We start from the raw sequence: 21,816 nt of genomic DNA, 5'->3' as shown, positions 1-21,816 counted from the left end.
CAAGCTGGTCCAGCCCTGGTTTCGTCCGTTGGCTCACTGCCGACTACCCCGACCTCGCACACCTCACCCCGCCCCTTCTACGGCCCGCAGGCCAGGTGGAGGCGAAGTACATCGGCGGCTTGTACGGCAAAGGCGAGCCCGCGCTGCGCGAGCACGGTCGACGCTGAGCGAGGACGTGGTCGCGGCACGGATGGCGCTGAAGCACGCACACGAGCCCGGCCGAGGCGTAGCCATGCCCGGCCGCGGTATGCCCGACCTGGACAAGAACAGGGCCTTGGCTGAGTGGCTGGAGTGGCAGCTCCGCCAGGTCAGGGGCCGCAACGGAATCGACCCCGCCCCAGCGGGGATGTTCCACTTCTCTGTTTGATCAGAACGTCGTCCCCGCTCCTGCCGGGCAACAGAACGTCCCCACTTGGCTTCACAGCGGGCGGGGGCGCAGTCGCCGCTGGCCGGTCCTCTGCTGAGCCGCCGATCACTGCCGGTACACGCCTGAGGGGACATCGTTCCTGCGCGGGCCGTGTCGGCATCCGTCGGTTTCTTCGTGGTGGGGTGCGGTGGCGGCGCCGGGGAATTGCGGTGATCCTGGCAGGAGAAAGTGGCTGTCTCGCACGGGCCAAGTGTGTCGGTGGCCGCGCTGTGAAGGGAGGTGACGGCCATGACAGCGATGCCGAACAAGACACCGCCGGGGCACATGGGGTCCGGCAGTGCGAAGGTCGACGGTGCGTCCCAGGTAGCCGGGGCCCTGCTGATGCTCAGCGGGCCGCTCAGCATTCTCGTGGGTGCGTCCGGTATCGCAGAGGACAACCTGTTCGCCGCCTCGACCCGGTACGCCTACCGGTTCGATCTCACTGCCTGGGGCGTGATCCACCTCGTGGTCGGTGTGGCGCTCGTGGTCGCCGGCCTGGCGATCCTGACGAACAAGAGCTGGGGCCGCGGGGCCGGTGTAGCGGTGGCGGGGATCAGCCTGATCACGCAGTTCATGTTCGTTCCGTACTACCCGGCGTGGGCCATTCCCGTCATGGCAATTGACCTCGTGATCCTCTTTGCACTGACGAGGTTCCAGGTGGGAGCCGACGACAGTCGGTGAACCCGAGGCGGGGCGGTCACGATCTCGATCCGGGCGCGGGGACGGGTGGACCAAGAGGCCGCTTCGTTCCTTGCGATCACTCCCCGAGGACGTAGTGGCGGCCCGTCGTGCCGGGCGCGCCCACAGCGCGGTACTGGCAGCGGCCAACGCGAGCAGGGCGAGCGCGGCGAGGATGAGCGGACTGCATGCCGCAGGTAGCCGCATCTACGGACCACGACGCCGGACAGGACCCGGATGCGGGCGGCTCGGGTGTCTTCTTCCAAGCAGGCGCGGATCTCGTCGTCGTCGAGCTGCGCCCAGTACGGGAAGGAAGTCCGGTCGCTGCCGCTGAGCCGGGGCATGACGACCAGGAGTAGCAGTACAGCGGCAGTGCCCAGAGCGAGCACGGCGAGCGTGCCCAAGACCTGGGTCGACAGTGGCAGTTCCTTGGCGACGAGGCTGGCGCTTCCGGCGAGCACGGCACCGTTGAAGGCCAGCAGTATAGAGGCCTTGGTATCCGTGCGGGTGGAAGCGCGCGGGTTCGCGAATTCCTGGACGCGTAAGGGCGGGAACTGGGGTGTGGATCTGGTGTTGGCCAGTCACTCTCGTGCGAGTTCGGACGCCACCACCGAGGAATCCGAATGACGTCGCGCGTGGTGCTGACCTAGCGTTCGCCCATGACCTCCCCGGACGACGGCATAGACGACAAGCCCGGCGTAACCATCCGCTCGCTGGACAACGGTGGCCGTCGGGGTGCGGCTCAGCGGACAGGAGCCGTTCGACGAAGGCTGCGTGCAGTGCAGGACACGGCCGTCCTGCCCAGAGCGCGCATCGCCTGGCGCCCCTCCAAAACGATGGCGCGGAATTCCGTCATCAGCCGGGCCGCCTCGATGGCGCGCTGCCCGTTGTAGTCGTGGATTTCGAGCATCCCGCCCTGCGCCCGCGCCTCGGGGCTTCCGCCTCGTAGACCTCTACCGGTATGCCGTGGACGTGCAGGACGTGGGCCAGCGTGAGTCCGCCGAGCCCGGCTCCGATGATCGTGACGTGGTGCATGACGTCCCTTGCTCTTGCGGTCGGCGCGGCCGACCAACACGTTGGTGCACTGTTTTAAAGTGGGACCGTGCGCCACTTTGGTACGGCGCACCAATTTGGATCGCTGCACCAAATGTGGCACCATCGAGGTATGACGACGCGAGCGCGCCGACCACGGCGGCGCAACCAGGTGCTCTCCCGGGAGCAGATCATCGACACTGCGGTCGAGATGCTCGATGCGGGCGGCGAGAGCGCGCTGACCATCCGGGCGCTGACCGAACGACTGTCCACCGGTTCCGGGGCGATCTACTACCACGTGGGCACCCGTGACGAGCTGCTCGACACGGCGACGGAAACCGTGATCGGCGCGGCGCTGGCAACCCGGCCCGCCGGGGCTGCGGCCACGCCCGGGGACGAGATCCATGTCGTCGCGCTGGCCCTGTTCGACGCGATCGCCGCACATCAGTGGCTCGCCACGCGGCTGACCCTCCAGATCATCCGGAATCCGGTCGGCCCGGTGACGGTGGGGATCTTCGAGCGGATCGGCGGACAGGTGGGCGCCCTGGGCGTACCGCGAGCCTCCTGGTTCGACGCGGCCTCGACGCTCGTGCACTACATCCTCGGAGCCGTCAGCCAGAACGCCCGCATCGAGGGGGACACCTCAGGGATCGACCCCGACGGAGACCGCGACGAGTTCTTCGACGCGGCGTCGACGGCATGGCAAGGGCTCGGCCCGGAGGCTTACCCGTTCATGCATGCCATCGCCGGCCAGATGAGAGAGCACGACGACCGCGAGCAGTTCCTCACCGGCATCGCCGTCATCCTCGACGGCCTCACCCATCTGCGCTGACCCGGCCGATCTGGCCGGATGACCCCATCCTTCGTTTCTCGAAAGGACACCGCTCATGCATGACGTCGTGATCGCGGGCGGCGGCCCGGTCGGGCTGTTCCTGGCCGGCGAGCTGGCCCTGTCCGGCTGCTCGGTTCTGGTCCTTGAGCGGGACCCGGAACTCACCTCGCCCCTGAAGGCGTTCCCACTCGGGCTGCGGGGCCTGAACGCCGAGTCGGCCGAGACGTTCTACCGCCGCGGCCTCCTGGAAGCGATGGCGAAGGCTTCGGGAGTCAACCCGCAGAAGGTGGGCGCGGATCCAGAAGCGGTCGAGGCGCCCGACCCTCGTGAGCTGAGCCATTTCGCGGGCATGACGCTCGACGCGGCCGACATAGACACAGCCGCCCTCCCGCCCCGGCTGCCCAGCCCGGCGACGGAGGGATTCATGACGAGCCTGGAAGCGGTCGGATCGGTGCTGTCCGAACAGGCCACCGCGCTCGGAGTCGAGATCATCCGGAATGCTCCCGTCACGGCCGTGACGCAGGACACCGAATCCGTCCTCGTCACGGCAGGCGGCCAGGAGTACCAGGCGCGCTGGCTGGTGGGCTGCGACGGCGGGCGCAGCGCCGTACGTCGGCTCGCCGGCTTCGACTTCGTCGGCACCGAGCCGCTGTTCACCGGATACGCCGCCAAGGTCACCTTCGCCGACCCCGAGCAGCTGCCTATCGGGTTCAACCTGACGCCGAACGGCATGTACCTGCGTACGCCCCTCGAAGGGCACCTGGGCATGATGGACTTCGACGGCGGCACCTTCGACCGCTCCCAGCCGCTGACCCGCGAACACCTCCAGACGGTCCTGCGCCGTATCAGCGGCACCGACGTGACACTGAGCGAGGTCCATCTCGCCTCCAGCTTCACCGACCGCGCGATGCAGACGACGACGTTTCGCGAGGGCCGTGTGCTGCTCGCCGGGGACGCAGCACACATCCACTCGCCCCTGGGCGGCCAGGGCCTCAACCTCGGCATCGGCGACGCCGCCAACCTCGGCTGGAAGCTCGCCGCCACCGTGCGCGGCTCCGCTCCCGAGAGCCTGCTCGACACCTACACCACCGAGCGGCACCCCGTCGGCGCCGCCGTGCTCGACTGGTCCCGCGCCCAGGTCGCGACCATGAAGCCGGGCCCCAACGCCCCCGCGCTGCGTCAACTCGTCCACGATCTGATGAGCACCACCGACGGAACGACCCACGTGTACCGAAAGACCTCGGGGCTGTTCAACCGCTACGACCTGGGCAGCGAACAGCCCCTCATCGGCCGCACCGCCCCGGACTTCCGCTTCGAGGACGGCACCCGACTCGGCGAACTGCTGCGCCAGGGGCAGGGAGTTGTGCTCGACTTCAGCACCGACCGTGCGCTGCAGGTCGCGGCCAAGGGGTGGGCAGGCCGGATCCACTACGCGGCTGGCTCGGCGCGCAACGGCCTCGGGCTGGGTGCCGCGCTGATTCGGCCCGACGGCGTCGTGGCCTGGGCGAGCGAGCCCGCCCCGGATCGCGAAGCGTTCGAGCAGGCGGCTGCCCAGTGGTTCGGCGCGCCGCAGAGCTAGAACGAACGGCGGTTCCCCGGCCCCGTTCCAGACGCGGTGCCGTTCACCCGCTGCGGATCGACCTCCCCTGCGACGGAGCATCGGTCTGGAAGCGCAAGACCGCGAACGAGGCCAAGGCCGGGTCCGCGGGCCTGTGGCGGCCGTCCCCGGCACACCGGGAGTACGCCCGTGCCGTGCACCGGACCCTCGTGGCCGAGCCGGATCACCCGCCGCTGCTGGACGGGGTTGACGGCCCCACATGGATCCAGCGCATCGTTCGTTTCCCTCATGCCCAGTCCACCGTGCTCGCCATGTCAGCACAGCGCGCGTACGACGTGGTGAGCCCGGCCTCGGACCCACTCGGGGCAGCGGTCGACGCGGTCGCCCACACGGGGATGGACTCGGTGGCGGACATCGCCGAGGACCTGGAACACGCCTGGGCTTCCCGCCCGCCGGACCAGCCGGTCACCGACTGGGAGTTCGCCCACCTCCCCCGCCCCGTCCGGGAACAGATCCGCGCGGTCAAGGAGTTCACCCTGAGACTCACCACCGTGCTCCTGGACCTGTGGCACCCCCGGGCCTGCAGTTCGTGAGCGAGGTGTTCGGACGCCCGGGGTCAGGTCTGCTGCTGTCCAGCAGGTGGGGTCGAGAGACCGTCCAGACGGGGTCGTCCCGGTAGTTCACGCCGAAAAAACAACGCTAAGGCCTGAGTCGCAGGTCAGGGCGCGGGTTCCATTGAGGATGCGGCCGTCTGCTCGTCGTGCTCACGCAGCATGCGCATGACGGTGGCGGGCGAAGGGTGTCGGCCCTTCTTCGTGCCGGTGGTGATGACGAGTCTCTTCGCGATGTCGCGCAGGCTCATCTACTGGTCGCGCATGTGGAGGCCATGGACAGCATGTCTTCGTCGGTGACGCCCGCGCCGCCGATGGTCTTGCCGCGCTTGCGGGCGGACTCGTGGCCTTCGAGAGTGCGGTCGCGGATGTACGCGCGCTCCATGCCCGACATGCGCGCTCCATGCCCGACATGGCCGCCAGCACAGTGAACACGATGCCGGAGGGGTCGTGCGAGCCCTTCAGCTCTCCGGTGAGGAACTCCAGGCCGACGTCGCTCGCCTCCAGCGAGCATGGCGAGTTCGATGCCGCGGCCGAGTCGTTTGTGCTCGTGGACGACGAGGGTGACGGCCACGCCGGAGGAGCGGTTCTCCCCGGCCAGTTTCACAGTTGCCGTCGGGCCGCCCGTCGCTGACCCACCTAGAAAAGCGGGAGGGAAGAGGAACCGTGGGCCCTCCAAGCTGCCGTGGCCGCTGCGCGGAAGACGATCTCCCGCCCCCTGGGACCATGCCGCCCGTGCGCTCTGTGCAGGGCCGGCGTGACCGTGGTGGAGACCTGCTGGCGCCGCTCCGACTGGTGCGCCCCTCCGGCGCGCACCGGAGGGGCGGGGTATGGAAAGGCAAAGACTTGACGCGGTTCGGCCTCGTCTCGGCTGCTCTCAGTGGCGTGGGCGGCTGAACCAGGCCACGCCGTCCTTCTGAACCATGAAGAAGATCAGCAGAACTCCGGCGGCCAGCTCTGCGAGGGCTGTCATGACGATGGCGGCGGGGGCGCTGCTGGCAGTCAGGCCGAGAGCGAAGGTTCCGACCACGCAGAGCCAGGCGCCATAGACGATTGTGCCAATGCGGAGGGCGTTGCCGCCCTTGCCGAATCGCGCGGCGAGAACGAGCGCGATGACGGCGTAGTTGACACTCCAAAGCATCCCGGACTGCGCGACCACCGGCTGCGCTGCCGCCTCCTGCTCCGCCTCGTGCACAGCGGGGGCCATGAACCCTGAAGACCCCCTGTAAGGATCGAGAGCGCTCTGCGCTGCCTCGGCCTGAGCGAGCGCAGCCAGGCCCAAAATGATCAGGAAGCCCGCCAGCAGGAACAAGACGGTGCGAGCCGCCTTGGCAAGCAGCAACTGGGCGCTGCGGACGTTCTCGTTGCCTGTCCCGTCTTGAGGACGGGCCATGGTCTGGTCATACATCGCGGCTACCTCAGCGGCTTCTTCCCGCGTCAAGCGCTGGAGGCTCATTCTTCACCTCCACCCCTTGCGATGCCGGACGGGTTCGTAGAACTACCTTGGCCCACGATGACGTGCATCGTTTCATCTGCAGGCCCCGTCCGCAGGTAGATCTGACTGTCCGCAGGAGCCCTCGTTGTCAGGTCTACGAGCCGATGACGCCGCTGATGCTCACGCAGCGCCGAATACGCGAGCATGAGCATCGCCGCGGGCACCAGCACAGACATTGGCAGTCGCAGCATGAGCGGCCAGACAGCGAGGCTGCACAGCCGATCGAGGTCAGCGGTAGGTGTGAACGCCTCATGCTTAACTAATCGGGACGGCAGCCCAGTTGTCTGCCCCTGGCGCCACCGAAACTTTCTGTGACGACTCAGCCCAGTTGGCTGCCCAATCGTGTGCAGCCATGATGTCGCAGCCGACCGCGCCCCGCTGACCTGTGACAGCGAACCTGGACCGATTGCCACTGAATCTGGACCAGTGCGTGGTTTTTGACCCCGAAGATGGACCGTCGCAGGCCAGCGCGCTGCGAACTTTCGCCGAAGCGGTGGCCCGGCGTTCTGCCGGTTCCCAAGCGACTGTCCTGTCTCACGAGTCTTGACCGTTTGCCAAACGATCTTGACTGCTTGTCCGATCTCATCCGGTCAGGCGTCTACTCCGCCGCGCTCAGTCGCTGGGCCTTCAGGCGCACCGAAACTCGTCGGTGCGGTGAACGCCAGGTCGGTGCCAGTCAGGTCGCAGCTGGCCGCCCACAGGCGTGTCGCGGACGTGGTGTCGGCGAGGTGTTTCCAGAGCGGTTCGATCCTGGGCATACCGCGCAGCCCGAAGAGTCGGGGGCTCCACATCTGGCCGCCGCGGACGCCCGGGTCGAGCACGGCCTGAACAGCAGGCCATGCGGCAGCGTCCTTGCCCTGGACGAGAAGGCCGAGTGGCAGATGCCGCAGCCGCTCGGCGGCGGTCCGGACATGCAATGGCGGGCGCGAGGGAGTGAGGGAGTCGAGCGCGCCGCCGGGATGAACGACCACGCTCAGCGTCGTGCTGCCGGCGGCACGCAGGCGGCGGTCGAGTTCGACAGCGAAGAGCATCTGGGCCAACTTCGACCGGGCATAAGCACGCTTGGGCTGGTAGTCGTGCGTGCTCTGGAGGTTGTCGAGGTCCAGGCGTTCGGACTTGGCGGCGAAGCTGCCGGTGGTGACGATCCGACTCCCCGGGGTTGCCGTGAGCAGGGGGGCCAGGTGGTGGGTCAGTGCGAAGTGCCCCAGGTGATTGGTCGCCAGCATCAGCTCGTGGCCGGCCGGGGTTTCGCGGCGCGGTGGATGGTCGAGCGCCACGCCGGCGTTGTGGACGACGGCGTCGAGGCGATCCAGTCCGAGCGCGTCCACGGATGCCTTGAGCGAATCGAGATCGGCCAGGTCCAGGGACAGGTGCTTTATCTTGGCGCCGGGCACGCGCGAGCTGATGGAAGCGATTGCGTCTTCGGCCTTTGCCCTGTCGCGACTACCGAGAACGACCATGGCCCCGGTGGCGGCGAGCTGCTCGACGACGAAATACCCGATGCCTGCGTTGCCGCCGGTGACCAGGAAGCTCTTTCCCTCGGCGCGAGGCAGCCGGTGGACGTCCCACTGCGGGACCTGGGGTACGGAGGGCATGGCGGGCTCCCGGATGCTCGGAATGGTCTGGAGGGGGGCGGGGCCGCACATTCACAGCTGGCCACGCCCAGTTCCCACGGTCCCGGGCGGCGCCTACATCCCGCCGACAGGTCGCTGTCCCCGCCGACAGCTGACCGACACTGCGCGGGTCCAGCGCGGCAACGGCCGCAGCTTTCCCCACCGAACAAGAACAAGTGACAGAAACCCGCTGGCCGTCAGGATCATCCTCGTCGGTGAGGGCCCGCACCACCCGCCATCCCACGGAGCAGCGGCGCATCGACCTTGGCCTGCGGCGGTCCATCTTCGGTGTCACAAGCTGTGTTCGGTTCAACTTCGATGGCAATCGATCCAGGTTCGATGGCACGGGACACCCGCTCAGCGCCGGGGCCAGTGTCTCGCTATGAGGTCTACGAGCCTCACAGCCCGTTTCTCCAGGTAGACGGGGTGAGCTGCGAGGTGTGAGGTGCCGTGTTCCGTGCGTCCTGGTCCGGCCCGCAGCCCGGAGGACGATGAAGCCATGGGCGAGCACGACCAGTACCAGGACGACGTCACCGAACCAGCACGAGCGCCGCTCAGCGCGGCCCGCGCCCGGGTCATGACGGCCGGGCTGCGCGAGGCGATGGACGACGTCCAGCGCTCCGCGGCGGTGCTCGCCGTCCGGATCCGTGACGCGTACGCCGCCGGCGTCTGGCTTACCCTCGGCCATGCCTCGTGGGAGTAGTACTGCCAGGCTGAGTTCGGTATCTCCCGCGCGCAGGCGTACCTGCTCCGCCCGTGCCCTGACCGCGATCCACGACGCGGCCGCCGCTGGCACCGAGACGTCTCGCACGCGAGACACCGGCCCCCCCCGTTATCTTTTTCGCGGTCCTGCAATGGGGCCGTTGGCCTCCGGGCCCGGTATGACTGTGTCCCCTCTGTCGAAGCGATGACCTGGGGGGTGGTGTCGCCGGGTCCGTGGGGTGCCGTCGGAGACGCTGATGAGAGGTCCGGCCACCGCCTGGCCCGGTGCAATGCCGGGCAGCTCGCGGGCGGGCAGGTCTGCATAACGTGGATGCGCGAGCACGGTGCCACCGCCGAGGCCGGCAAGGTCAACCACTTGGGAGGGGTGCGATGTTCGACACCGGCGATGTGGGCGTCTTCCTGGGCATGGACGTCGGCAAGAGTGCCCATCACGGCCACGGGCTGACCCCGGCCGGGAAGAAGGTCTTCGACAAGCCGATGCCCAACAGCGAACCGAAACTGCGGGCCGTCCTCGACAAGCTGACCGCGAAGTTCGGCACCGTGCTGGTGATTGTCGACCGGCCCGCCTCGATCGGTGCTCTGCCCCTGACCGTCGCCCGGGACGCGGGCTGCCAGGTCGCCTACCTGCCCGGACTCGCGATGCGGCGGATCGCCGATCCGTATCCCGGCGAGGCGAAGACCGACGCGAAGGACGCGGCGGTGATCGCGGACGCCGCCCGGACGATGCCCCACACCCTGCGCTCGCTGGAGCTGACCGACGAGATCACCGCCGAGCTCACCGTCCTGACCGGCTTCGACCAGGACCTCGCCGCGGAAGCCACCCGCACCAGCAACCGGATACGCGGCCTGCTCACCCAGTTCCACCCCAGCCTCGAGCGCGTCCTGGGCCCGCGACTGGACCACCGGGCCGTCACCTGGCTCCTCGAACGATACGGATCCCCGGCCGCCCTGAGGAAAGCCGGCCGCCGCAGACTCGTCGAACTCATCCGGCCCAAGGCCCCGCGGATGGCACAGAGGCCGATCGACGACGTCTTCGACGCCCTCGACGAACAGACCGTCATCGTTCCCGGCACGGGCACCCTCGACATCGTGATCCCGCCCCTGGCCGCCTCGCTCGCAGCGGTCCACGACCAGCGCAGAGCGCTCGAAGCCCAGATCACCACCCTGTTGGAGGCCCACCCTCTTCACCCGGTCCTGACCTCGATGCCCGGAGTCGGAGTCAGGACCGCCGCCGTCCTGCTGGTCACGGTCGGCGACGGCACCGGGTTCCCCAGCGCAGCCCACCTCGCCTCCTACGCCGGCCTCGCCCCCACAACCAAGTCGTCCGGGACCTCGATCCACGGCGAACACGCACCACGAGGAGGAAACCGGCAGCTCAAACGCGCGATGTTCCTCTCCGCCTTCGCCTGCATGAACGCAGACCCCGCCTCCCGCACCTACTACGACCGCCAACGCGCCCGCGGCAAGACCCACGCCCAAGCACTCCTCCGCCTCGCCCGCCAACGCATCAGCGTCCTGTTCGCCATGCTCCGCGACGGCACCTTCTACGAGTCCAAAGCCCCCACCGCCATCCTGGCCGCATAACCACCCCAAAAGCCCGCACACCCGGCACCGCGTCCTTGACGAAGGACATAGAGGCCCCCCCCGCAACGACGACATCGCCCTGCTCCTCATCCGGCCTCAACAAGACGGCCGCTGACACCAAAGACCCGCCCGGCCCGGCGGGGCTCCTGTCTGCGTCCGTCGGGCCACTTCATGGTGTGCAGAACCAAGGCGTCGTCGCGGATGAGGATCAGGGGCGGCGGGCGAGGCCGGCGCATACCGGGTCCCAGAGAACGGCGGGCCGGAACCGGAGAAGGTAGAGCGCCTGGCGGTGCAGCAGCACGCCGCTCTCGCCCTGCCGGGCGGCGTGCTCGACGGTGGCGTGCAGGCGGACGAAGAACGCCGCCCGGTCGCCCGTAGCCAGTTACGGGGAAGGGACGAACGGCCCGAGACAGGGCCTGGGTAAACGTCCGGCGAGGGCCCGGCGGTGTGGTCCCGTTCAGCGTCCAGGCCAGCATGTGCGCGGTTTCCCGGGTGTGCACCCACCCGGCCAGTGGACGCGGTCCGCGTCCAGCCACCGCATCAGGCATGCATCCGCACCGAGCGCGGGCAACCGCCGCCCCAGCTTCAGTAGCGCCCCAGCTCTCATGTTCGCCAGTGGGCGCCGCCCTGACTCCCAGCCCTGCAACTGTCGACGGGCGCAGCACGAAGCCCGTGATCGCTCCTGCCGATGTCCGTCGCAGCATGCCCTTACCGGTCTGCTTCGCGGCCGCCCTGCGCACCGAAACCCATACTCACGGTCAGTCCTACCGCCGAATCCCGTCCCTCCGTAGGGTCGGCATGCGGCCAGCACAAGGCGATCGGGCGCACCGGCGGACATCCAGTGCTCAAGGGGCCTCGAAGACGGGTTCTTGAGCGGTTTCTGGGGCACCAGTCCTTGCCCGTAAGCCCACGCTGACACGATCACAGCGCAGATCCGGGGGTTATCCCCACCTCTAGAGGGGGCCCATCCACCTCGACGCCCGGTGTGTTGGCAACGAGGATCTGGATCTCCAAGGACTCGCACGTCACGGCTGCTTGCCGACCGGAAACCCGGGGGATTGAGATGAGACTCACACGTGGGCTCTGCCCTCGCAGACTGCTGTTGCTGCTGTCGGCAGTCTGCGTTGCCCTGGTGCTGCTGTCACCGACGGCTGCAGCCGCTCCGACAGACGACCGAACCACCGCGGTTGAGGTGTCGTTCACCGGCGTGGACGGCGAGCGCCTGAACGGGACAGTGTTAAGCCCCACGGCAGGTGCCAGGGATCGGCCCGCGCTGGTGATGGTGCCAGGTGCGGGTCCAGGCGGCCGGTCGGAGTTACGGACTGCGGCCGAGTCGTATGCCCGGCACGGCATCGTGACCCTGATCTACGACAAACGCACCACCGGGTACTCCACTCTGCACCGCGACTATTCTCTCCTCGCCGATGACGCGCTTGCTGCGCTCCGCCTGCTGCGCGAACGGCCCGGAGTCGACCGGACCAGGACCGGGATGTGGGGACTGTCCGAGGGTGCGTGGGTCGTGTCGTTGACAGCGAGCCGGTCGGCGGAAGTGTCGTTCGTGATCACCGCGGGGGCGGTCGGCATGGAACCTGCCCGGCAGCAGGCATGGGCCTACAGCGAGTACCTGGCTCATGCGGGTGTCTCCGGCTCGCTTCCGCACACCATGCAGGGCCCCTTCACCCGGCAGCTCGTCGGCGCGGGCCTGTTCCCGGAGGCCGACTACGACCCGGTGCCGACGTGGCAGCGCGTCCGCCAGCCCGTGCTGGCCGAATGGGGCACCCTCGACCGCGAGGCCGCCCCGCAGGAGAGCTCTCGGATCATCGCCCACGCACTGCGTCGGGGCGGCAACAGGAATTACGTCATCCGCTTCGTGCCGGGCGTGCGGCACAACCTCAACGCGACCCGCGACCACGGCTTCGACCGAATCTCCCGACTGCCTCCGGACTACTCGGACTTCGAAGCGGCATGGATCGAGAGGCTGAGCCGCGAACAGCCGCCCACAAGCATCGGCCCGGCGCCGCACCAGCAGCGGCAGACCCGGGCCCTGCCATCGCCAGTCTGGTACGACGCAGGCCAAGTCCAGCTGGCGGCCCTCTGTGTCCTCGCGATCGGTTTCGCCGGGTATCCGCTGTGCGCGCTCATTCGCCGCGTCGGCAAGGGGCGCGGTCGGCGGGTTCCGTCGCTGCGCGCCGCACGGTGGCTTTCCGGGACAGGTCTTGCGGCGCTCGTGGGGATGCCCGTCTATCTACTCTTCCTCGCGCTCACCGCCGCTGGTGTCACCGGTCCTGCCCTTCTGGGGCGCACGCTGCCCTGGCTCGCCCTGCAGCTCCTGGCCGTCGCAGTAGTGGGGGCGACCGTGTGGACGGGGGTGTCGTGGTGGCACAGGCAAGGGAGGGCCGGGCGAACCGAGACTGTCCGCCTCGGTCTTCTCTTCTTGGCGGGGTTGGTCTTCGTGCCGTGGGGGATGTACTGGGGGCTTCTCGTCCTCTGACCGTTCTCGACCTTATCGAGAGGTGGGCGTCAGGGCATACAGAAGTGGAGGCCGATCATCAACAGCCCCAGAACCGCGACCGCCAAGACCGGCTCCCAGATCACCCACATCGCCCAGGGCAGCGTGTGCCGCCGTCGTGGCGGCGGGGAGGCGTGGCTTCGTTCACTTCCAGCAGCAGCATTTGCTTGTGAGTTCGGGAGGCATCTGGTGCGTGGGCGCGTCAGAAATGTTCACGAGAATGACGTCAACGCAGAGGGGCGGAGGTTCGTAAGTCGTTTCCTGGTCGAGGACGCTGATTGGTGCCTGGTGAGGATGCGGCGTCTACTAGAGTGCGGTGTGGGCCGTGACTGGCGCTGAGGTGGAGAACCACCGGGGAGCGGTCTGACGAGATGTCGTTGCCGTGCGCCTGGGCGAGTGGTCAGCAACGCCTGGAGGGCAATGATGTCCGCGACTCAGACGGCCCAGCTCATGGACGGCACCGGTCTCGCCAAACGTATCGTCGAAGAGGCTGCTGCCAAGGCTGCGGAGATCTCACGGCGCACGGGTACCAGTCCCTGTTTGGCGACGGTGCTGGTGGGAGAGGATCCCGCGTCGGTCACGTATGTCCGCATGAAGCGGGCACGGTGCGCGAAGGCAGGCATCGAGTCCCGGTACATCGGTCTGTCGGCCGCCACCACGACCGCCGAACTGATCGGCACCCTCGCTGGCCTGTCCGGTGATCCGGAAGTCCACGGAATCCTGCTTCAACATCCTTGCGGCCCGCACATCGACGAGCGAGCGGCGTTCGAGGCCATTGTCCCGGAGAAGGATGTCGACGGGGTCACGATGCATTCCTTCGCCGCGATGAGCTTCGCGCTGCCGGGCTTCGTGTCCTGCACTCCCGGCGGGATCATGCGGCTGCTGGAGGCGTACGACGTAGAACTTGCCGGCAAGCATGCCGTCGTAGTGGGCCGCAGTGCGATTCTCGGCAAACCGGTTGGGATGCTCCTTCTCGCGAAGGATGCAACGGTGACGTACTGCCACTCGCGCACAGCGGACCTGTCAGCGATCGTCCGGGAAGCGGACGTCGTGGTAGCGGCCGTGGGACGGCCCCGGCTGATCCGAGGTGAGGACATCAAGCCCGGTGCAGTGGTGATCGACGCCGGTTACAACCCGGGCAACGTCGGCGACGTGGACTTCGACACCGCCCGCACCCGCGCACGTCTGATCACTCCCGTGCCCGGCGGCGTCGGACCGATGACCATTGCCGTCCTGCTCGCGCAGACCGTGGAAGCCGCCGCGAACCCACTCGGAATCCGGGAGCACTGAAGTTCTTCGCCCAGAACTGGAGACCGTGTGTAGGGTCGGCTGTCCTTTCCGTCACGGAGGCGGGTCCACAGATCTGTCAGCTGGCCGCGGCAGGTTCTTCGGCGCGGGCCCTGGTGCTGGCGAGGCGGTAGGAGTCGGTGCCGGTCTCGATGATGGTGCCGTTGAAGGTGAGGCGGTCGACGATGGCCGCACAGAGGCGGGGGTCCGTGAACGTCTTGGTCCAGCCATCTGGGGCTGGCACATGTTCCTTCTCGTGGATCGCCGCTACCACCGGCCCGTATCCATCTTCTGCGGGCCTCGTTGGTCTTCGTGGTGGTGCCCGGATTCTCCAGGTGCTGCCTTGATCGGTCAGGTGCGAGGAAGGTGTGTCGGTGGCATCCCAGTTGAGGGTGGTCCAGGGTGGTGCCGTCCTGCTGGATCCGGTGACCGCCGATCCGTGGGAGTTCCAGGCCGATTGCGTCGAGGCGTTCGTCGCCTCATGGCGGGCCCGTGGGTTCAGTCCGGTGACGGTTGAGAACGACATCGGCCTGCTGGAGCGGACGCTCAGTGCGCTGGGCCGGCCCGCCTGGGACGTCACTCCCGAAGACATCGACCGTGTCGTCGGTGACCTGGCTCTTGCCGGGCGGGCTGCCTCGACCCGGCGCGAGTATGTGCAGATCTTCAAGGGCTTCCACCGGTTCCTGCAGGTCCGCAAGGCCGTCGAGATCGAAGCCGGGTTCGGCGTCCGTCTGGTCTGCCCGGTCGATGAGTTCAACGCGTCCCGGCATGTCGGCGATGACTCCCCGGCCCAGTTGCCGCCACCGACCCCCGAGCGGGTCGCGGAGTTCTTCGAGTTCCTCAAGGCCCGGATCGCCACGGCCCGCAAGTACGCGCCCGCCGCTCGGGACTACGCGATGTTCCGAACGCTCTATCACGCCGGCCTGCGCTCGGAAGAGGCGTCGCTTCTGGACCGCCCGGACCTCCACTTCACGCGGGGCCCGTTCGGGAAACTCCATGTCCGGTTCGGCAAAGGCGCCCGCACCTCCGGGCCCCGGCCGCGCTGGGTGCCGATGCTGGACGGCCTCGACCTTGTCCTGCACTGGTTCCTCGACGACGTCCGCGGGAAGTTCCCCGACTCACCGGTGCTGTTTGCGGACGAGTCCGGAGGCAGTCTGCACCGCGGGACGATCCGCAACCGTTTGCGCTATCTGATGGAACTCGAAGGCCGCCCTGCAACCGACCGTTTCAGTCCGCATGCTCTGCGGAGGGCCTGCGCGACCCATAACTACGAGCGTGGTGTGGACTTGGTGGCAATCCAGCAGCTCCTTGGTCACTGGACCGTCAGCTCAACCATGAGATACGTCCGTCCCTCCGCGACGTTCATCGAGGATGCCTATCGCCGCGCGGTGACCACCACGCTCGGCGAGCTGACCGCCGAGGGGGACAGCTCCGCATGAAGATCCGATGGCGCCTGCGGATGGCCGCCGCCCAGCGCGAGGTCTGGACCGGCACCCAGCTGCAGCGGCTGCTAGCCGAACGTGCCGGGCTGCAAATGTCCTCCGCCTCGGTGTCTGCACTGTTCAGCAAAGAGCCCTCCCAGGTGAAGATGTCCACTCTGATCGCGTTGTGCACCGCGCTGGACTGCACCCCCAACGACCTCTTCGAGGTCGACACCACCCCCGTCGAACGTCCCGCGGCCCCGATTCGGCCGGTCGCTGACCTGCCGAAGGCAGTGTCCGCGCGGGGCCGTTCGATGCCTCCTCTTTGACCCGGAGAGGGCGGCATCGTGGGCGTTAAACAGAGCGACTGCACCGGCTGCGGAGCACCGGTCGGCTTCATCGACAGGCGCTACTGCTGCCGCTGCACTGCCCGGCAGAAGGAAGCCGCGGCCCGTGCCACTTGTCCCCGGTGCGGACAACAGCGCGTCATCCAGGCGGACACAGGCCGGTGCATCACCCGCTCTCGGGTATGCACCGGATGCGGGCACCCGGTGCGGAGCAAATCCTCCGCTCTCTGCCGCACTTGCCTGCGGAAGTCCGAACGCGACGCCGCCAAGGATCCATGCCCTCGTTGCGGCCGGCCCGGATATCTGCGCGAGGACACCGGCTGGTGCGGGCACTGCTCGCGTCCCCGGCAGGCCAAACAGCCGCCTCAGGCCTGTGAGCAATGCGGCAGAGTACGGAAGCACGCAGGGCTTGGACTGTGCTCGGCCTGCTGGCAGCGTCACCCCGATCGCCCCTTCGTCCCGGCCGAACACCTCATTGCCGAACTCGACAATCCCCCCGACTGGCTGCAGGACTTCACGACAGATCTCGCCGCAAAGTACTCCGTCGGCCGGGCCTGCACGATGATCACTTCCCTCGGGCGGCTTCTTCGGGACGGCCAGCCCAACCTCCCCCAGTCCGTACTCGAACGCTCCCGCCGCCCGGGTCGTTCGATGGGCTCCCTCGCCCGTGCCCTGGAAACCTTCTTCACCAGTCGCGGTCTGGCCATGGCCACCGACCAGGCCGAGCGGCTCGCGGCCGGCCGCCGACAACGCCGGGTCCTTGCGGTCCCCGGCCCCCTGCGACCTTCCGTGGAGGCCTTCTCCGACTTCATGATCCGCTCGCGTGAGCGATCCCGGCGTGCCGGAACGCTGCCCCGCACCGACGGCACCATCGAAGCCGCACTGGCCATCGTGCGTGACCTCGCCCTGTTCCTCGCCAGCAAGCGCGGCAAGCAGGACTGGGCACTGACTTGCCGGTGCCGGAGTCGCCGATCAGACAGAGCGGCTGGCTCTTCTTGATCCACTCGCAGCTGGCCAGGGTGTGGATGGTCGCCGCGTCGATGTTGGGGTTGGCGTCGAAGTCGAAGGCCTCCGCTTATCTGGGGTAGTGGCGAAGGATTCTTACAAAGCTGCTGTTCGGGACGCTGCGGACGCGTCGGGAAGGCGGTTGAGCGCGCCCTCCGCCCAGGTTGCCTGCTCTTGGAGGTAATCCGCTGTCCTGTTGGAGTGGTGCTTCCATAGGATCGCGTCATGACTGCCGATGCCCCGCTCACCCGAGAGTCGTTCCGGCGCCTCCACCCGATTAGCACGCCCCGGCCGGTGTCTCAGTTGCCGGATCGTGTCTGGACTGACGAGGACTGGGACCGGATCCAGCGCGGATATCGAGCCCGGGACATGGATGAGAAGTGGAACGTCTTCGTTGAAGGCGATGTCCTTTTCATGCACCGGAGTTGGACCGGTCACGGCGTCTATGAGGTGTCCTTTGCCCCCGCGGCTGGTCGTGGGAGGAGGATCGCCTCTGCTGTGGTCGAGGCCGATGGGGAGCGCTATCGGAGCATGGGCGACGAGTACGACTGTCTGATGATGGAGCTGATCATCAGCGCGATCGTCCTTGGTGAGCCCGCCGCCGAACTCCGCGCTGGCCTTGTTGAGTTGACTGCCAGGGCTTCGGGAAGGAGCGATCTTCCCTCGGGTGTGGTGGAGCACAGTGCTCTGGGATTGCGCTCTGGATCGTAAGTTCTGCAGCCCGGAGAGTGCTGTCACAGCCCTGGGCCGTGTGACTGGATCACGCGTTGCCAGCGCAGGATCTCGCCGTGTGCGGCCAGTCACTGTTCGAGTTCTTGGACGCGCTCGCGGTGAGTGGTGCGCTCACGACGAAGGGTTTCGGTAAGGGAATGGATGACCGTGCCGTCGTCGGCTGAGGGCGCCTGAGGGGCAGGTCGGTCCTCGGTCCGTTGCTGGCCGCGCAGGGCTTCGATGCGTTTGCGCAGGTCGGTGTGGGCATAGAGGAAGTCCAGGCTGACACCAGCCCTGCGGGCGACGGCCCGGAAATTAATCTCCTCGCCCTCCTTGATCAGCTTTCGGATGCCCGCCTCCGCTCGTTGGACGGCCTGCTTGTGTTTGTCCTGGGCGGCCTGTCGCAGGGCGGCGATCCGCCGGTCAGCAGGAGGCACGGTTTCCGGGGCCGTTTCATCCGGCCGTTTGTTCATGAGCGTGATGCCCCTTTGTGGTCCGAGGCGCCGGCGGCGTCCTGGTAGCCCGTGCGACCGAGCACGCCGGCGCCGCGGACGGCGGTTGTGCTGTCGGCTGGCTGGGCTTCGAGGGCGGTGATCTCCAGCTGCATGCTGCGGATCTCCGCATTGCGCTGTTCCAGCCAGACGTTGGCCAGGCTCATCGGCTCGCCGTACCGCTCGGTGTGGCGGGCCTGCCGGGCGGTGACCAGGGACTGGGTCTCGGCGAGCTGACGCTGGATGTCCGGTAGGAAGGTGCGGTCGGTTGCGAAGTGGTCGCAGCTGTGGCATGCGTTTCCCTTGTCGCAGGACCGGGTGGGCGGCAGCAGGCAGTAACCGTTGGGCAGCATGCGGTCGGTGCGGCGATCGAGCTGCACGAGGTCGAGCATGTCGCGGCGGTCCATTCCGATCTCGCGCCCGTCGCGCCCGACCTTGGCCAGGGCGAGGAACTCGCGCTCGGCAGTGCTCGCACGGGTCGCTGCGTACCGCATCGTCATCTCCGGGGGGCGTTGATGAGCGTGGTGGCCTTCGTGTGGCGGAGCCGGTGGCTTCGTGAGTAGAGGAGGAGCTCGCCGCGCGAGTCGCGCATGTCCAGGTGGTGGCTGAAGTCCTTCAGGACGTGGTTGTAGTTGCTGGTCTCCCAGGACTTGGCGCCGTGCCGGTTGCCGGTGGTCGTCGGGAACAGGTAGCGGATGGTCTCGGCGGGGCCCAGGTGCCAGTGCTCACGCACCCATGCCTGTTGTTCCCGGATGATCTCGACCACGTCGCGGCCGACGAGGAGGGTGTTCGGCGCCGCGTCGATTTTCGTCTGCTGGTAGCGGAGCCGCGCGGCCATCCCGCCCTCCGGAACGGCGGCGGCGTCCAGGCCGGGGATGTCGGACAGCGGCTCGAAGTCCATCATCAGCACTTCGCTGGCCCTGCGTCCAGTCATGGCCTGGATGAGCCAAGCCCGCATGACTGCAGGATGTCCGAGCCCGGCCAGCTCAACCTGGCAGGCGTCGCGGACGACGGTGCGGGTCCGCTCGGCCGGCAGGCCGAGGGGCTCGATGTGGGTGAGCATGCTGCTGAGGTCGGTGTCGTTGATGTAGTTGCGTTCATCGGCCTCGCGGACCTCGCGCTGACGGGGCCGGTCGGCGGGGCGGAACATGCGGGCATGGCTGTCGGTGAGCGCCAGCCACCGCGCATCGTCCAGGGCTTCGGCGGCCTCGGTGCGGCAGTCGGTCATGACCCGGTAGAACAGGTCGACCGTCTGCAGGTTCTTGTTGATCGTCCTCGGCTGGAGGCTGCCGCCGACCTCGGCTCGGCCCGGTGTCTCGCGCTGCCAGTTGTGCAGGAAGGTGCCGAAGTCGAGCGCGAGTGCGCGCAGACTCCGCTCGGAGCCGTCCACCAAGGCGGGGTGGTCGATTCCGTGCTCGGTCACGAACGCGGCGAAGCGTGCCGTGTTCACTCGGTGCTGCATCACTGTCGACCAGGTGAGCTGCCCGGATTCCATCTGCAGCCGTAGGTAGAACTTGGTCCCCTCCCGCAGCCAGGGAGGGGTGATGTCGCCCCAGCGGACGGCGGTGTTGGCGCGTGGTTCGTGTTCGCGCCGCGGGATGCGTGGGTCCAGCCGCAGCGACCAGATGTCGTGGCGCCACCAGTTGACCTCGCTGGCGTACTGCCGCAGTAGCCGTTCCAGCATGCCGCGCAGGGCGTGCTCGGCTCGGATCCGGTGCCCGGGGGCGGGCATCCGGCCTCGGTCGGCATGGAATCTCCGGGCCCAGGCGGTCATCCACTCGGCCAGCGACCGGTCGGCGAAAGAGGCTACGTGCGCGTGGCGTGCGATGACGTCGGCGGCGGTGGCCGCCCAGCGGTTCCACTCGCTGGCGTGGGCCTGCCGTTCACCGGTGCGCGCGCAGGTGGCCAGCCACCATCCGACCTCGCGGCGCACGACCAGCGGCAGGGCGGTGATGTCCAGCCGGACCTGCCGCGATCCGCGCATGAACACCCCGGCCAGCCGAGGGCCCCGCCCATCGAAGAGTGGCCCGGCGAACACCGGGTCCAAGCCGTCGATCAGCGCGGCGCTCTGTGCGAACTGGTCCGTTCCGGTCGAACCGCCGGCAGGAACTGACGGGAGGTGGTGGTCCGTCATGCCGAACTTCCTTCCAGAACAAGCCAGTTGGTGGTGAAAGACTTCCAGTTCGCCAGGGTCTTCAGCTCGGAGTCTTCGGTGACCCAGCCGTAGAGGGTCAGCGTGGTCTGCACATCGGCGTGGCCCATTCGCCGCATTACCACGTGCTCGTGAGCCCCGGACAGCAGCAGCGCAGTCGCGTGGGTATGGCGCCACCAGTGCGGCGTCCAGGCGGACGGAACGGCCTTCCCCAGTCGGCGCTTGAGGCTGTCGACCAGGTCGTAGACGGTCTCCGGCCGCAGCGGTGCGAGCCACTCACCGCGACGCAGGTTGACGAACACCCACCAGTTCTCCAGGTCCACCGCCCGGTGGGCGTCGGCGTCGCACAGTTCCCACACGTACTCGCTGTGCAGACGCCCCAGGTCGTCGCTGATGTAGATGCGGCGGAACCGGCCGCTCTTCACTCGCACCCCGGCCGGGTGGTCTTGCCGCGGCACGACCTCGACGAACGGGGTCCTGCCCCGGCCGACGTGCCAGTCGCAGTGCTTGAGCGACAGGCACTCGCCCCGCCGCATCCCGGTCTCACTCAGCGTCGCGAACAGCAGCCGGTCGCGTGCCGATCCCGACCACTGCCCTGAGCCGGCGTCGAAGCGCGCGCACCCGTCGAGGATGGCCTCGGCCTGGGCTGGCGTGAGCACCGGTGCCGGTCCCCGATTGCGGGGGCGGACGCGCACCGCCGGGCTCGCATGGTCATTGCCACGGTCCAGGTGAGCCAACGCGCCAATGTATCGGCTACGGGCCCGGCGACCACCGACGCGGTAGAGCCGTCCGGCGACTGCCACTCCGTGCACATCCGCGTGATACCGGTAGAACGACAGCACCGCCGCCACCCGCAGCCTCACCGTCGACTCCGCCACCTCACCCCGGCCGGCACCGGTACCTGGCAAGCGGTGCACTTCGACCGGATCGCCGGTACGCAGCACCGTCAGGAATGGCAGGAACGACGGTAGCGTCACCTCGTCCCACGCCAGCCCGGCCGCCTCCCACCTCGCGCTCAGCGACGCGGCGTAGGAACGCAGGGTGTGAGGCGACGCATCCCGGCCGACGCGCAAGAACTCCAAGAACTCCTGCTCGAAGGCAGCGACCTCACAGCCCTGCCCGAGTAGGACAGGCGGAGCGAGAACAGGTAGCAGGTCACCAGCTCGCAGGCCAGGCGCACGGTCACGTCGCCGAAGTCGACCTCCGCCTCGTGACCCGGCGGACACATCGGTGCCATGCTCCTGGACGAGCCGGTGAAAGATCCGCGTGATCGTATGGCGCTGCTTGCGCGGCGCGTCGAGGTCCGTCCGCAGCATCTCGTCGATCACCTACTCGCGAATAAAGCCATCCGCTGCCCTGCC

General features: G+C 68.1%; 21 protein-coding genes, 3 pseudogenes and 1 riboswitch. Of the genes and pseudogenes, 12 read left to right on the top strand and 12 right to left on the bottom strand.

Annotated features, from left to right (window positions below; translation table 11 throughout):
- The first annotated feature begins 655 nt into the window (after positions 1-655).
- Positions 656-1,087, top strand: a complete 432-nt coding sequence (locus OHA19_RS02525) for a hypothetical protein (protein WP_405749239.1) — start codon at positions 656-658, stop codon at positions 1,085-1,087.
- Here the strand turns inward: OHA19_RS02525 and OHA19_RS02520 are convergent.
- Both OHA19_RS02520 and OHA19_RS02515 read right to left on the bottom strand, forming a co-directional pair.
- Positions 994-1,473, bottom strand: a complete 480-nt coding sequence (locus OHA19_RS02520; RefSeq protein ID WP_405753196.1) for a Pycsar system effector family protein — start codon at positions 1,471-1,473, stop codon at positions 994-996. The genes OHA19_RS02525 and OHA19_RS02520 overlap by 94 nt on opposite strands.
- 413 nt (positions 1,474-1,886) lie before the next feature.
- Positions 1,887-2,119 (bottom strand): annotated as a pseudogene (locus OHA19_RS02515) (NAD(P)-binding protein); the annotation flags it as partial.
- Positions 2,120-2,249: 130 nt separating this feature from the next.
- On the opposite strand from OHA19_RS02515, the gene OHA19_RS02510 reads away from it, so the two are divergent.
- From OHA19_RS02510 to OHA19_RS02500, 3 genes are all read left to right on the top strand, one after another.
- The gene (locus OHA19_RS02510) at positions 2,250-2,948 is read left to right on the top strand and encodes a TetR/AcrR family transcriptional regulator (protein WP_405720390.1); all 699 of its coding nucleotides are present in this window, start codon (positions 2,250-2,252) and stop codon (positions 2,946-2,948) included.
- 55 nt (positions 2,949-3,003) lie between these two features.
- Complete coding sequence (locus OHA19_RS02505; protein WP_405720392.1) at positions 3,004-4,527, top strand: FAD-dependent monooxygenase; 1,524 nt, start codon at positions 3,004-3,006, stop codon at positions 4,525-4,527.
- A 173-nt stretch (positions 4,528-4,700) separates the two neighbouring features.
- A complete protein-coding gene (locus OHA19_RS02500; protein WP_405720394.1) occupies positions 4,701-5,099 on the top strand; it encodes a hypothetical protein in 399 nt (132 codons plus the stop codon).
- 125 nt (positions 5,100-5,224) lie between these two features.
- Here the strand turns inward: OHA19_RS02500 and OHA19_RS02495 are convergent, their stop codons facing one another.
- The 4 genes from OHA19_RS02495 to OHA19_RS02480 form a co-directional block, all read right to left on the bottom strand.
- Positions 5,225-5,368, bottom strand: coding sequence for a hypothetical protein (locus OHA19_RS02495; protein ID WP_405720396.1), 144 nt, complete (start codon positions 5,366-5,368; stop codon positions 5,225-5,227).
- Positions 5,365-5,511, bottom strand: coding sequence for a hypothetical protein (locus OHA19_RS02490; protein WP_405720398.1), 147 nt, complete (start codon positions 5,509-5,511; stop codon positions 5,365-5,367). Before OHA19_RS02490 ends, OHA19_RS02495 begins: the two co-directional genes overlap by 4 nt.
- A 483-nt stretch (positions 5,512-5,994) precedes the next feature.
- Positions 5,995-6,573 (bottom strand): hypothetical protein, encoded by a 579-nt coding sequence (locus OHA19_RS02485; RefSeq protein WP_405749236.1) that lies wholly within the window; start codon positions 6,571-6,573, stop codon positions 5,995-5,997.
- 629 nt (positions 6,574-7,202) lie between these two features.
- The gene (locus OHA19_RS02480; protein ID WP_405749233.1) at positions 7,203-8,207 is read right to left on the bottom strand and encodes an SDR family NAD(P)-dependent oxidoreductase; all 1,005 of its coding nucleotides are present in this window, start codon (positions 8,205-8,207) and stop codon (positions 7,203-7,205) included.
- Positions 8,208-8,724: 517 nt separating this feature from the next.
- On the opposite strand from OHA19_RS02480, the gene OHA19_RS02475 reads away from it, so the two are divergent.
- The 4 genes from OHA19_RS02475 (at position 8,725) to OHA19_RS02460 (ending at position 14,331) form a co-directional block, all read left to right on the top strand.
- Positions 8,725-8,928, top strand: a complete 204-nt coding sequence (locus tag OHA19_RS02475) for a hypothetical protein (protein ID WP_405749230.1) — start codon at positions 8,725-8,727, stop codon at positions 8,926-8,928.
- A 389-nt stretch (positions 8,929-9,317) separates the two neighbouring features.
- Positions 9,318-10,532 (top strand): IS110 family transposase, encoded by a 1,215-nt coding sequence (locus OHA19_RS02470; RefSeq protein ID WP_405749227.1) that lies wholly within the window; start codon positions 9,318-9,320, stop codon positions 10,530-10,532.
- Between the two features lie 1,102 nt (positions 10,533-11,634).
- Complete coding sequence (locus OHA19_RS02465; RefSeq protein ID WP_405749224.1) at positions 11,635-13,023, top strand: alpha/beta hydrolase family protein; 1,389 nt, start codon at positions 11,635-11,637, stop codon at positions 13,021-13,023.
- 333 nt (positions 13,024-13,356) lie between these two features.
- A riboswitch (ZMP/ZTP riboswitch) is annotated at positions 13,357-13,442 on the top strand.
- A 22-nt stretch (positions 13,443-13,464) separates the two neighbouring features.
- Positions 13,465-14,331, top strand: coding sequence for a bifunctional 5,10-methylenetetrahydrofolate dehydrogenase/5,10-methenyltetrahydrofolate cyclohydrolase (locus tag OHA19_RS02460; RefSeq protein ID WP_405722119.1), 867 nt, complete (start codon positions 13,465-13,467; stop codon positions 14,329-14,331).
- Positions 14,332-14,407: 76 nt separating this feature from the next.
- On the opposite strand, the pseudogene OHA19_RS02455 reads toward OHA19_RS02460, so the two are convergent.
- A pseudogene (locus OHA19_RS02455) lies at positions 14,408-14,557 on the bottom strand (ATP-binding protein); the annotation flags it as partial.
- Positions 14,558-14,702: 145 nt separating this feature from the next.
- On the opposite strand from OHA19_RS02455, the gene OHA19_RS02450 reads away from it, so the two are divergent.
- The 3 genes from OHA19_RS02450 (at position 14,703) to OHA19_RS02440 (ending at position 17,095) form a co-directional block, all read left to right on the top strand.
- Positions 14,703-15,767: a tyrosine-type recombinase/integrase gene (locus OHA19_RS02450; protein WP_405749222.1), complete on the top strand. Its 1,065-nt coding sequence runs from the start codon at positions 14,703-14,705 to the stop codon at positions 15,765-15,767.
- A complete protein-coding gene (locus OHA19_RS02445) occupies positions 15,764-16,078 on the top strand; it encodes a helix-turn-helix transcriptional regulator (protein ID WP_053706924.1) in 315 nt (104 codons plus the stop codon). The genes OHA19_RS02450 and OHA19_RS02445 overlap by 4 nt, the downstream gene beginning before the upstream one ends.
- A 579-nt stretch (positions 16,079-16,657) precedes the next feature.
- Positions 16,658-17,095: a hypothetical protein gene (locus OHA19_RS02440; protein ID WP_405720413.1), complete on the top strand. Its 438-nt coding sequence runs from the start codon at positions 16,658-16,660 to the stop codon at positions 17,093-17,095.
- On the opposite strand, the pseudogene OHA19_RS02435 reads toward OHA19_RS02440, so the two are convergent.
- Positions 17,043-17,162, bottom strand: a pseudogene (locus OHA19_RS02435) (ATP-binding protein); the annotation flags it as partial. The gene OHA19_RS02440 and the pseudogene OHA19_RS02435 sit on opposite strands and share 53 nt — an antisense overlap.
- A 164-nt stretch (positions 17,163-17,326) precedes the next feature.
- Here OHA19_RS02435 and OHA19_RS02430 point away from each other — a divergent pair.
- The gene (locus tag OHA19_RS02430; protein WP_405720416.1) at positions 17,327-17,812 is read left to right on the top strand and encodes a hypothetical protein; all 486 of its coding nucleotides are present in this window, start codon (positions 17,327-17,329) and stop codon (positions 17,810-17,812) included.
- An 89-nt stretch (positions 17,813-17,901) separates the two neighbouring features.
- On the opposite strand, the gene OHA19_RS02425 is transcribed toward OHA19_RS02430, so the two are convergent.
- Genes OHA19_RS02425 through OHA19_RS02410 form a run of 4 tightly spaced genes read right to left on the bottom strand, consistent with a single transcriptional unit; the run spans position 17,902 to position 21,783 of the window.
- On the bottom strand, positions 17,902-18,285 hold the full coding sequence (locus OHA19_RS02425) for a DUF6262 family protein (RefSeq protein ID WP_405749219.1): 384 nt from the start codon (positions 18,283-18,285) through the stop codon (positions 17,902-17,904).
- Positions 18,282-18,797: a hypothetical protein gene (locus tag OHA19_RS02420; RefSeq protein ID WP_405749216.1), complete on the bottom strand. Its 516-nt coding sequence runs from the start codon at positions 18,795-18,797 to the stop codon at positions 18,282-18,284. Before OHA19_RS02420 ends, OHA19_RS02425 begins: the two co-directional genes overlap by 4 nt.
- Before the next feature lie 2 nt (positions 18,798-18,799).
- Positions 18,800-20,437 (bottom strand): hypothetical protein, encoded by a 1,638-nt coding sequence (locus OHA19_RS02415; protein WP_405749214.1) that lies wholly within the window; start codon positions 20,435-20,437, stop codon positions 18,800-18,802.
- Positions 20,434-21,783 carry a tyrosine-type recombinase/integrase gene (locus OHA19_RS02410; RefSeq protein WP_405749211.1) on the bottom strand — a complete coding sequence of 450 codons (1,350 nt, stop codon included), beginning with the start codon at positions 21,781-21,783 and terminating at the stop codon, positions 20,434-20,436. The genes OHA19_RS02415 and OHA19_RS02410 overlap by 4 nt, the downstream gene beginning before the upstream one ends.
- Positions 21,784-21,816: the final 33 nt, after the last annotated feature.

Origin of the sequence: Streptomyces sp. NBC_00012 (genome assembly GCF_045040875.1) — a bacterium.
GTDB lineage: Bacteria > Actinomycetota > Actinomycetes > Streptomycetales > Streptomycetaceae > Streptomyces.
This window is presented reverse-complemented; position numbering and strand designations above follow the sequence as displayed.

Bases quoted from the DNA above. Each gene is read 5' to 3' on its own strand.
- OHA19_RS02415 (WP_405749214.1), bottom strand. From the start codon at position 20,437: ATGACGGACCACCACCTCCCGTCAGTTCCTGCCGGCGGTTCGACCGGA.
- OHA19_RS02470 (WP_405749227.1), top strand. From the start codon at position 9,318: ATGTTCGACACCGGCGATGTGGGCGTCTTCCTGGGCATGGACGTCGGC.
- OHA19_RS02510 (WP_405720390.1), top strand. From the start codon at position 2,250: ATGACGACGCGAGCGCGCCGACCACGGCGGCGCAACCAGGTGCTCTCC.
- OHA19_RS02485 (WP_405749236.1), bottom strand. From the start codon at position 6,573: ATGAGCCTCCAGCGCTTGACGCGGGAAGAAGCCGCTGAGGTAGCCGCG.
- OHA19_RS02420 (WP_405749216.1), bottom strand. From the start codon at position 18,797: ATGCGGTACGCAGCGACCCGTGCGAGCACTGCCGAGCGCGAGTTCCTC.
- OHA19_RS02440 (WP_405720413.1), top strand. From the start codon at position 16,658: ATGATCACTTCCCTCGGGCGGCTTCTTCGGGACGGCCAGCCCAACCTC.
- OHA19_RS02430 (WP_405720416.1), top strand. From the start codon at position 17,327: ATGACTGCCGATGCCCCGCTCACCCGAGAGTCGTTCCGGCGCCTCCAC.
- OHA19_RS02495 (WP_405720396.1), bottom strand. From the start codon at position 5,368: ATGAGCCTGCGCGACATCGCGAAGAGACTCGTCATCACCACCGGCACG.
- OHA19_RS02505 (WP_405720392.1), top strand. From the start codon at position 3,004: ATGCATGACGTCGTGATCGCGGGCGGCGGCCCGGTCGGGCTGTTCCTG.
- OHA19_RS02460 (WP_405722119.1), top strand. From the start codon at position 13,465: ATGTCCGCGACTCAGACGGCCCAGCTCATGGACGGCACCGGTCTCGCC.
- OHA19_RS02490 (WP_405720398.1), bottom strand. From the start codon at position 5,511: ATGTCGGGCATGGAGCGCGCGTACATCCGCGACCGCACTCTCGAAGGC.
- OHA19_RS02475 (WP_405749230.1), top strand. From the start codon at position 8,725: ATGGGCGAGCACGACCAGTACCAGGACGACGTCACCGAACCAGCACGA.
- OHA19_RS02445 (WP_053706924.1), top strand. From the start codon at position 15,764: ATGAAGATCCGATGGCGCCTGCGGATGGCCGCCGCCCAGCGCGAGGTC.
- OHA19_RS02425 (WP_405749219.1), bottom strand. From the start codon at position 18,285: ATGAACAAACGGCCGGATGAAACGGCCCCGGAAACCGTGCCTCCTGCT.
- OHA19_RS02480 (WP_405749233.1), bottom strand. From the start codon at position 8,207: ATGCCCTCCGTACCCCAGGTCCCGCAGTGGGACGTCCACCGGCTGCCT.
- OHA19_RS02525 (WP_405749239.1), top strand. From the start codon at position 656: ATGACAGCGATGCCGAACAAGACACCGCCGGGGCACATGGGGTCCGGC.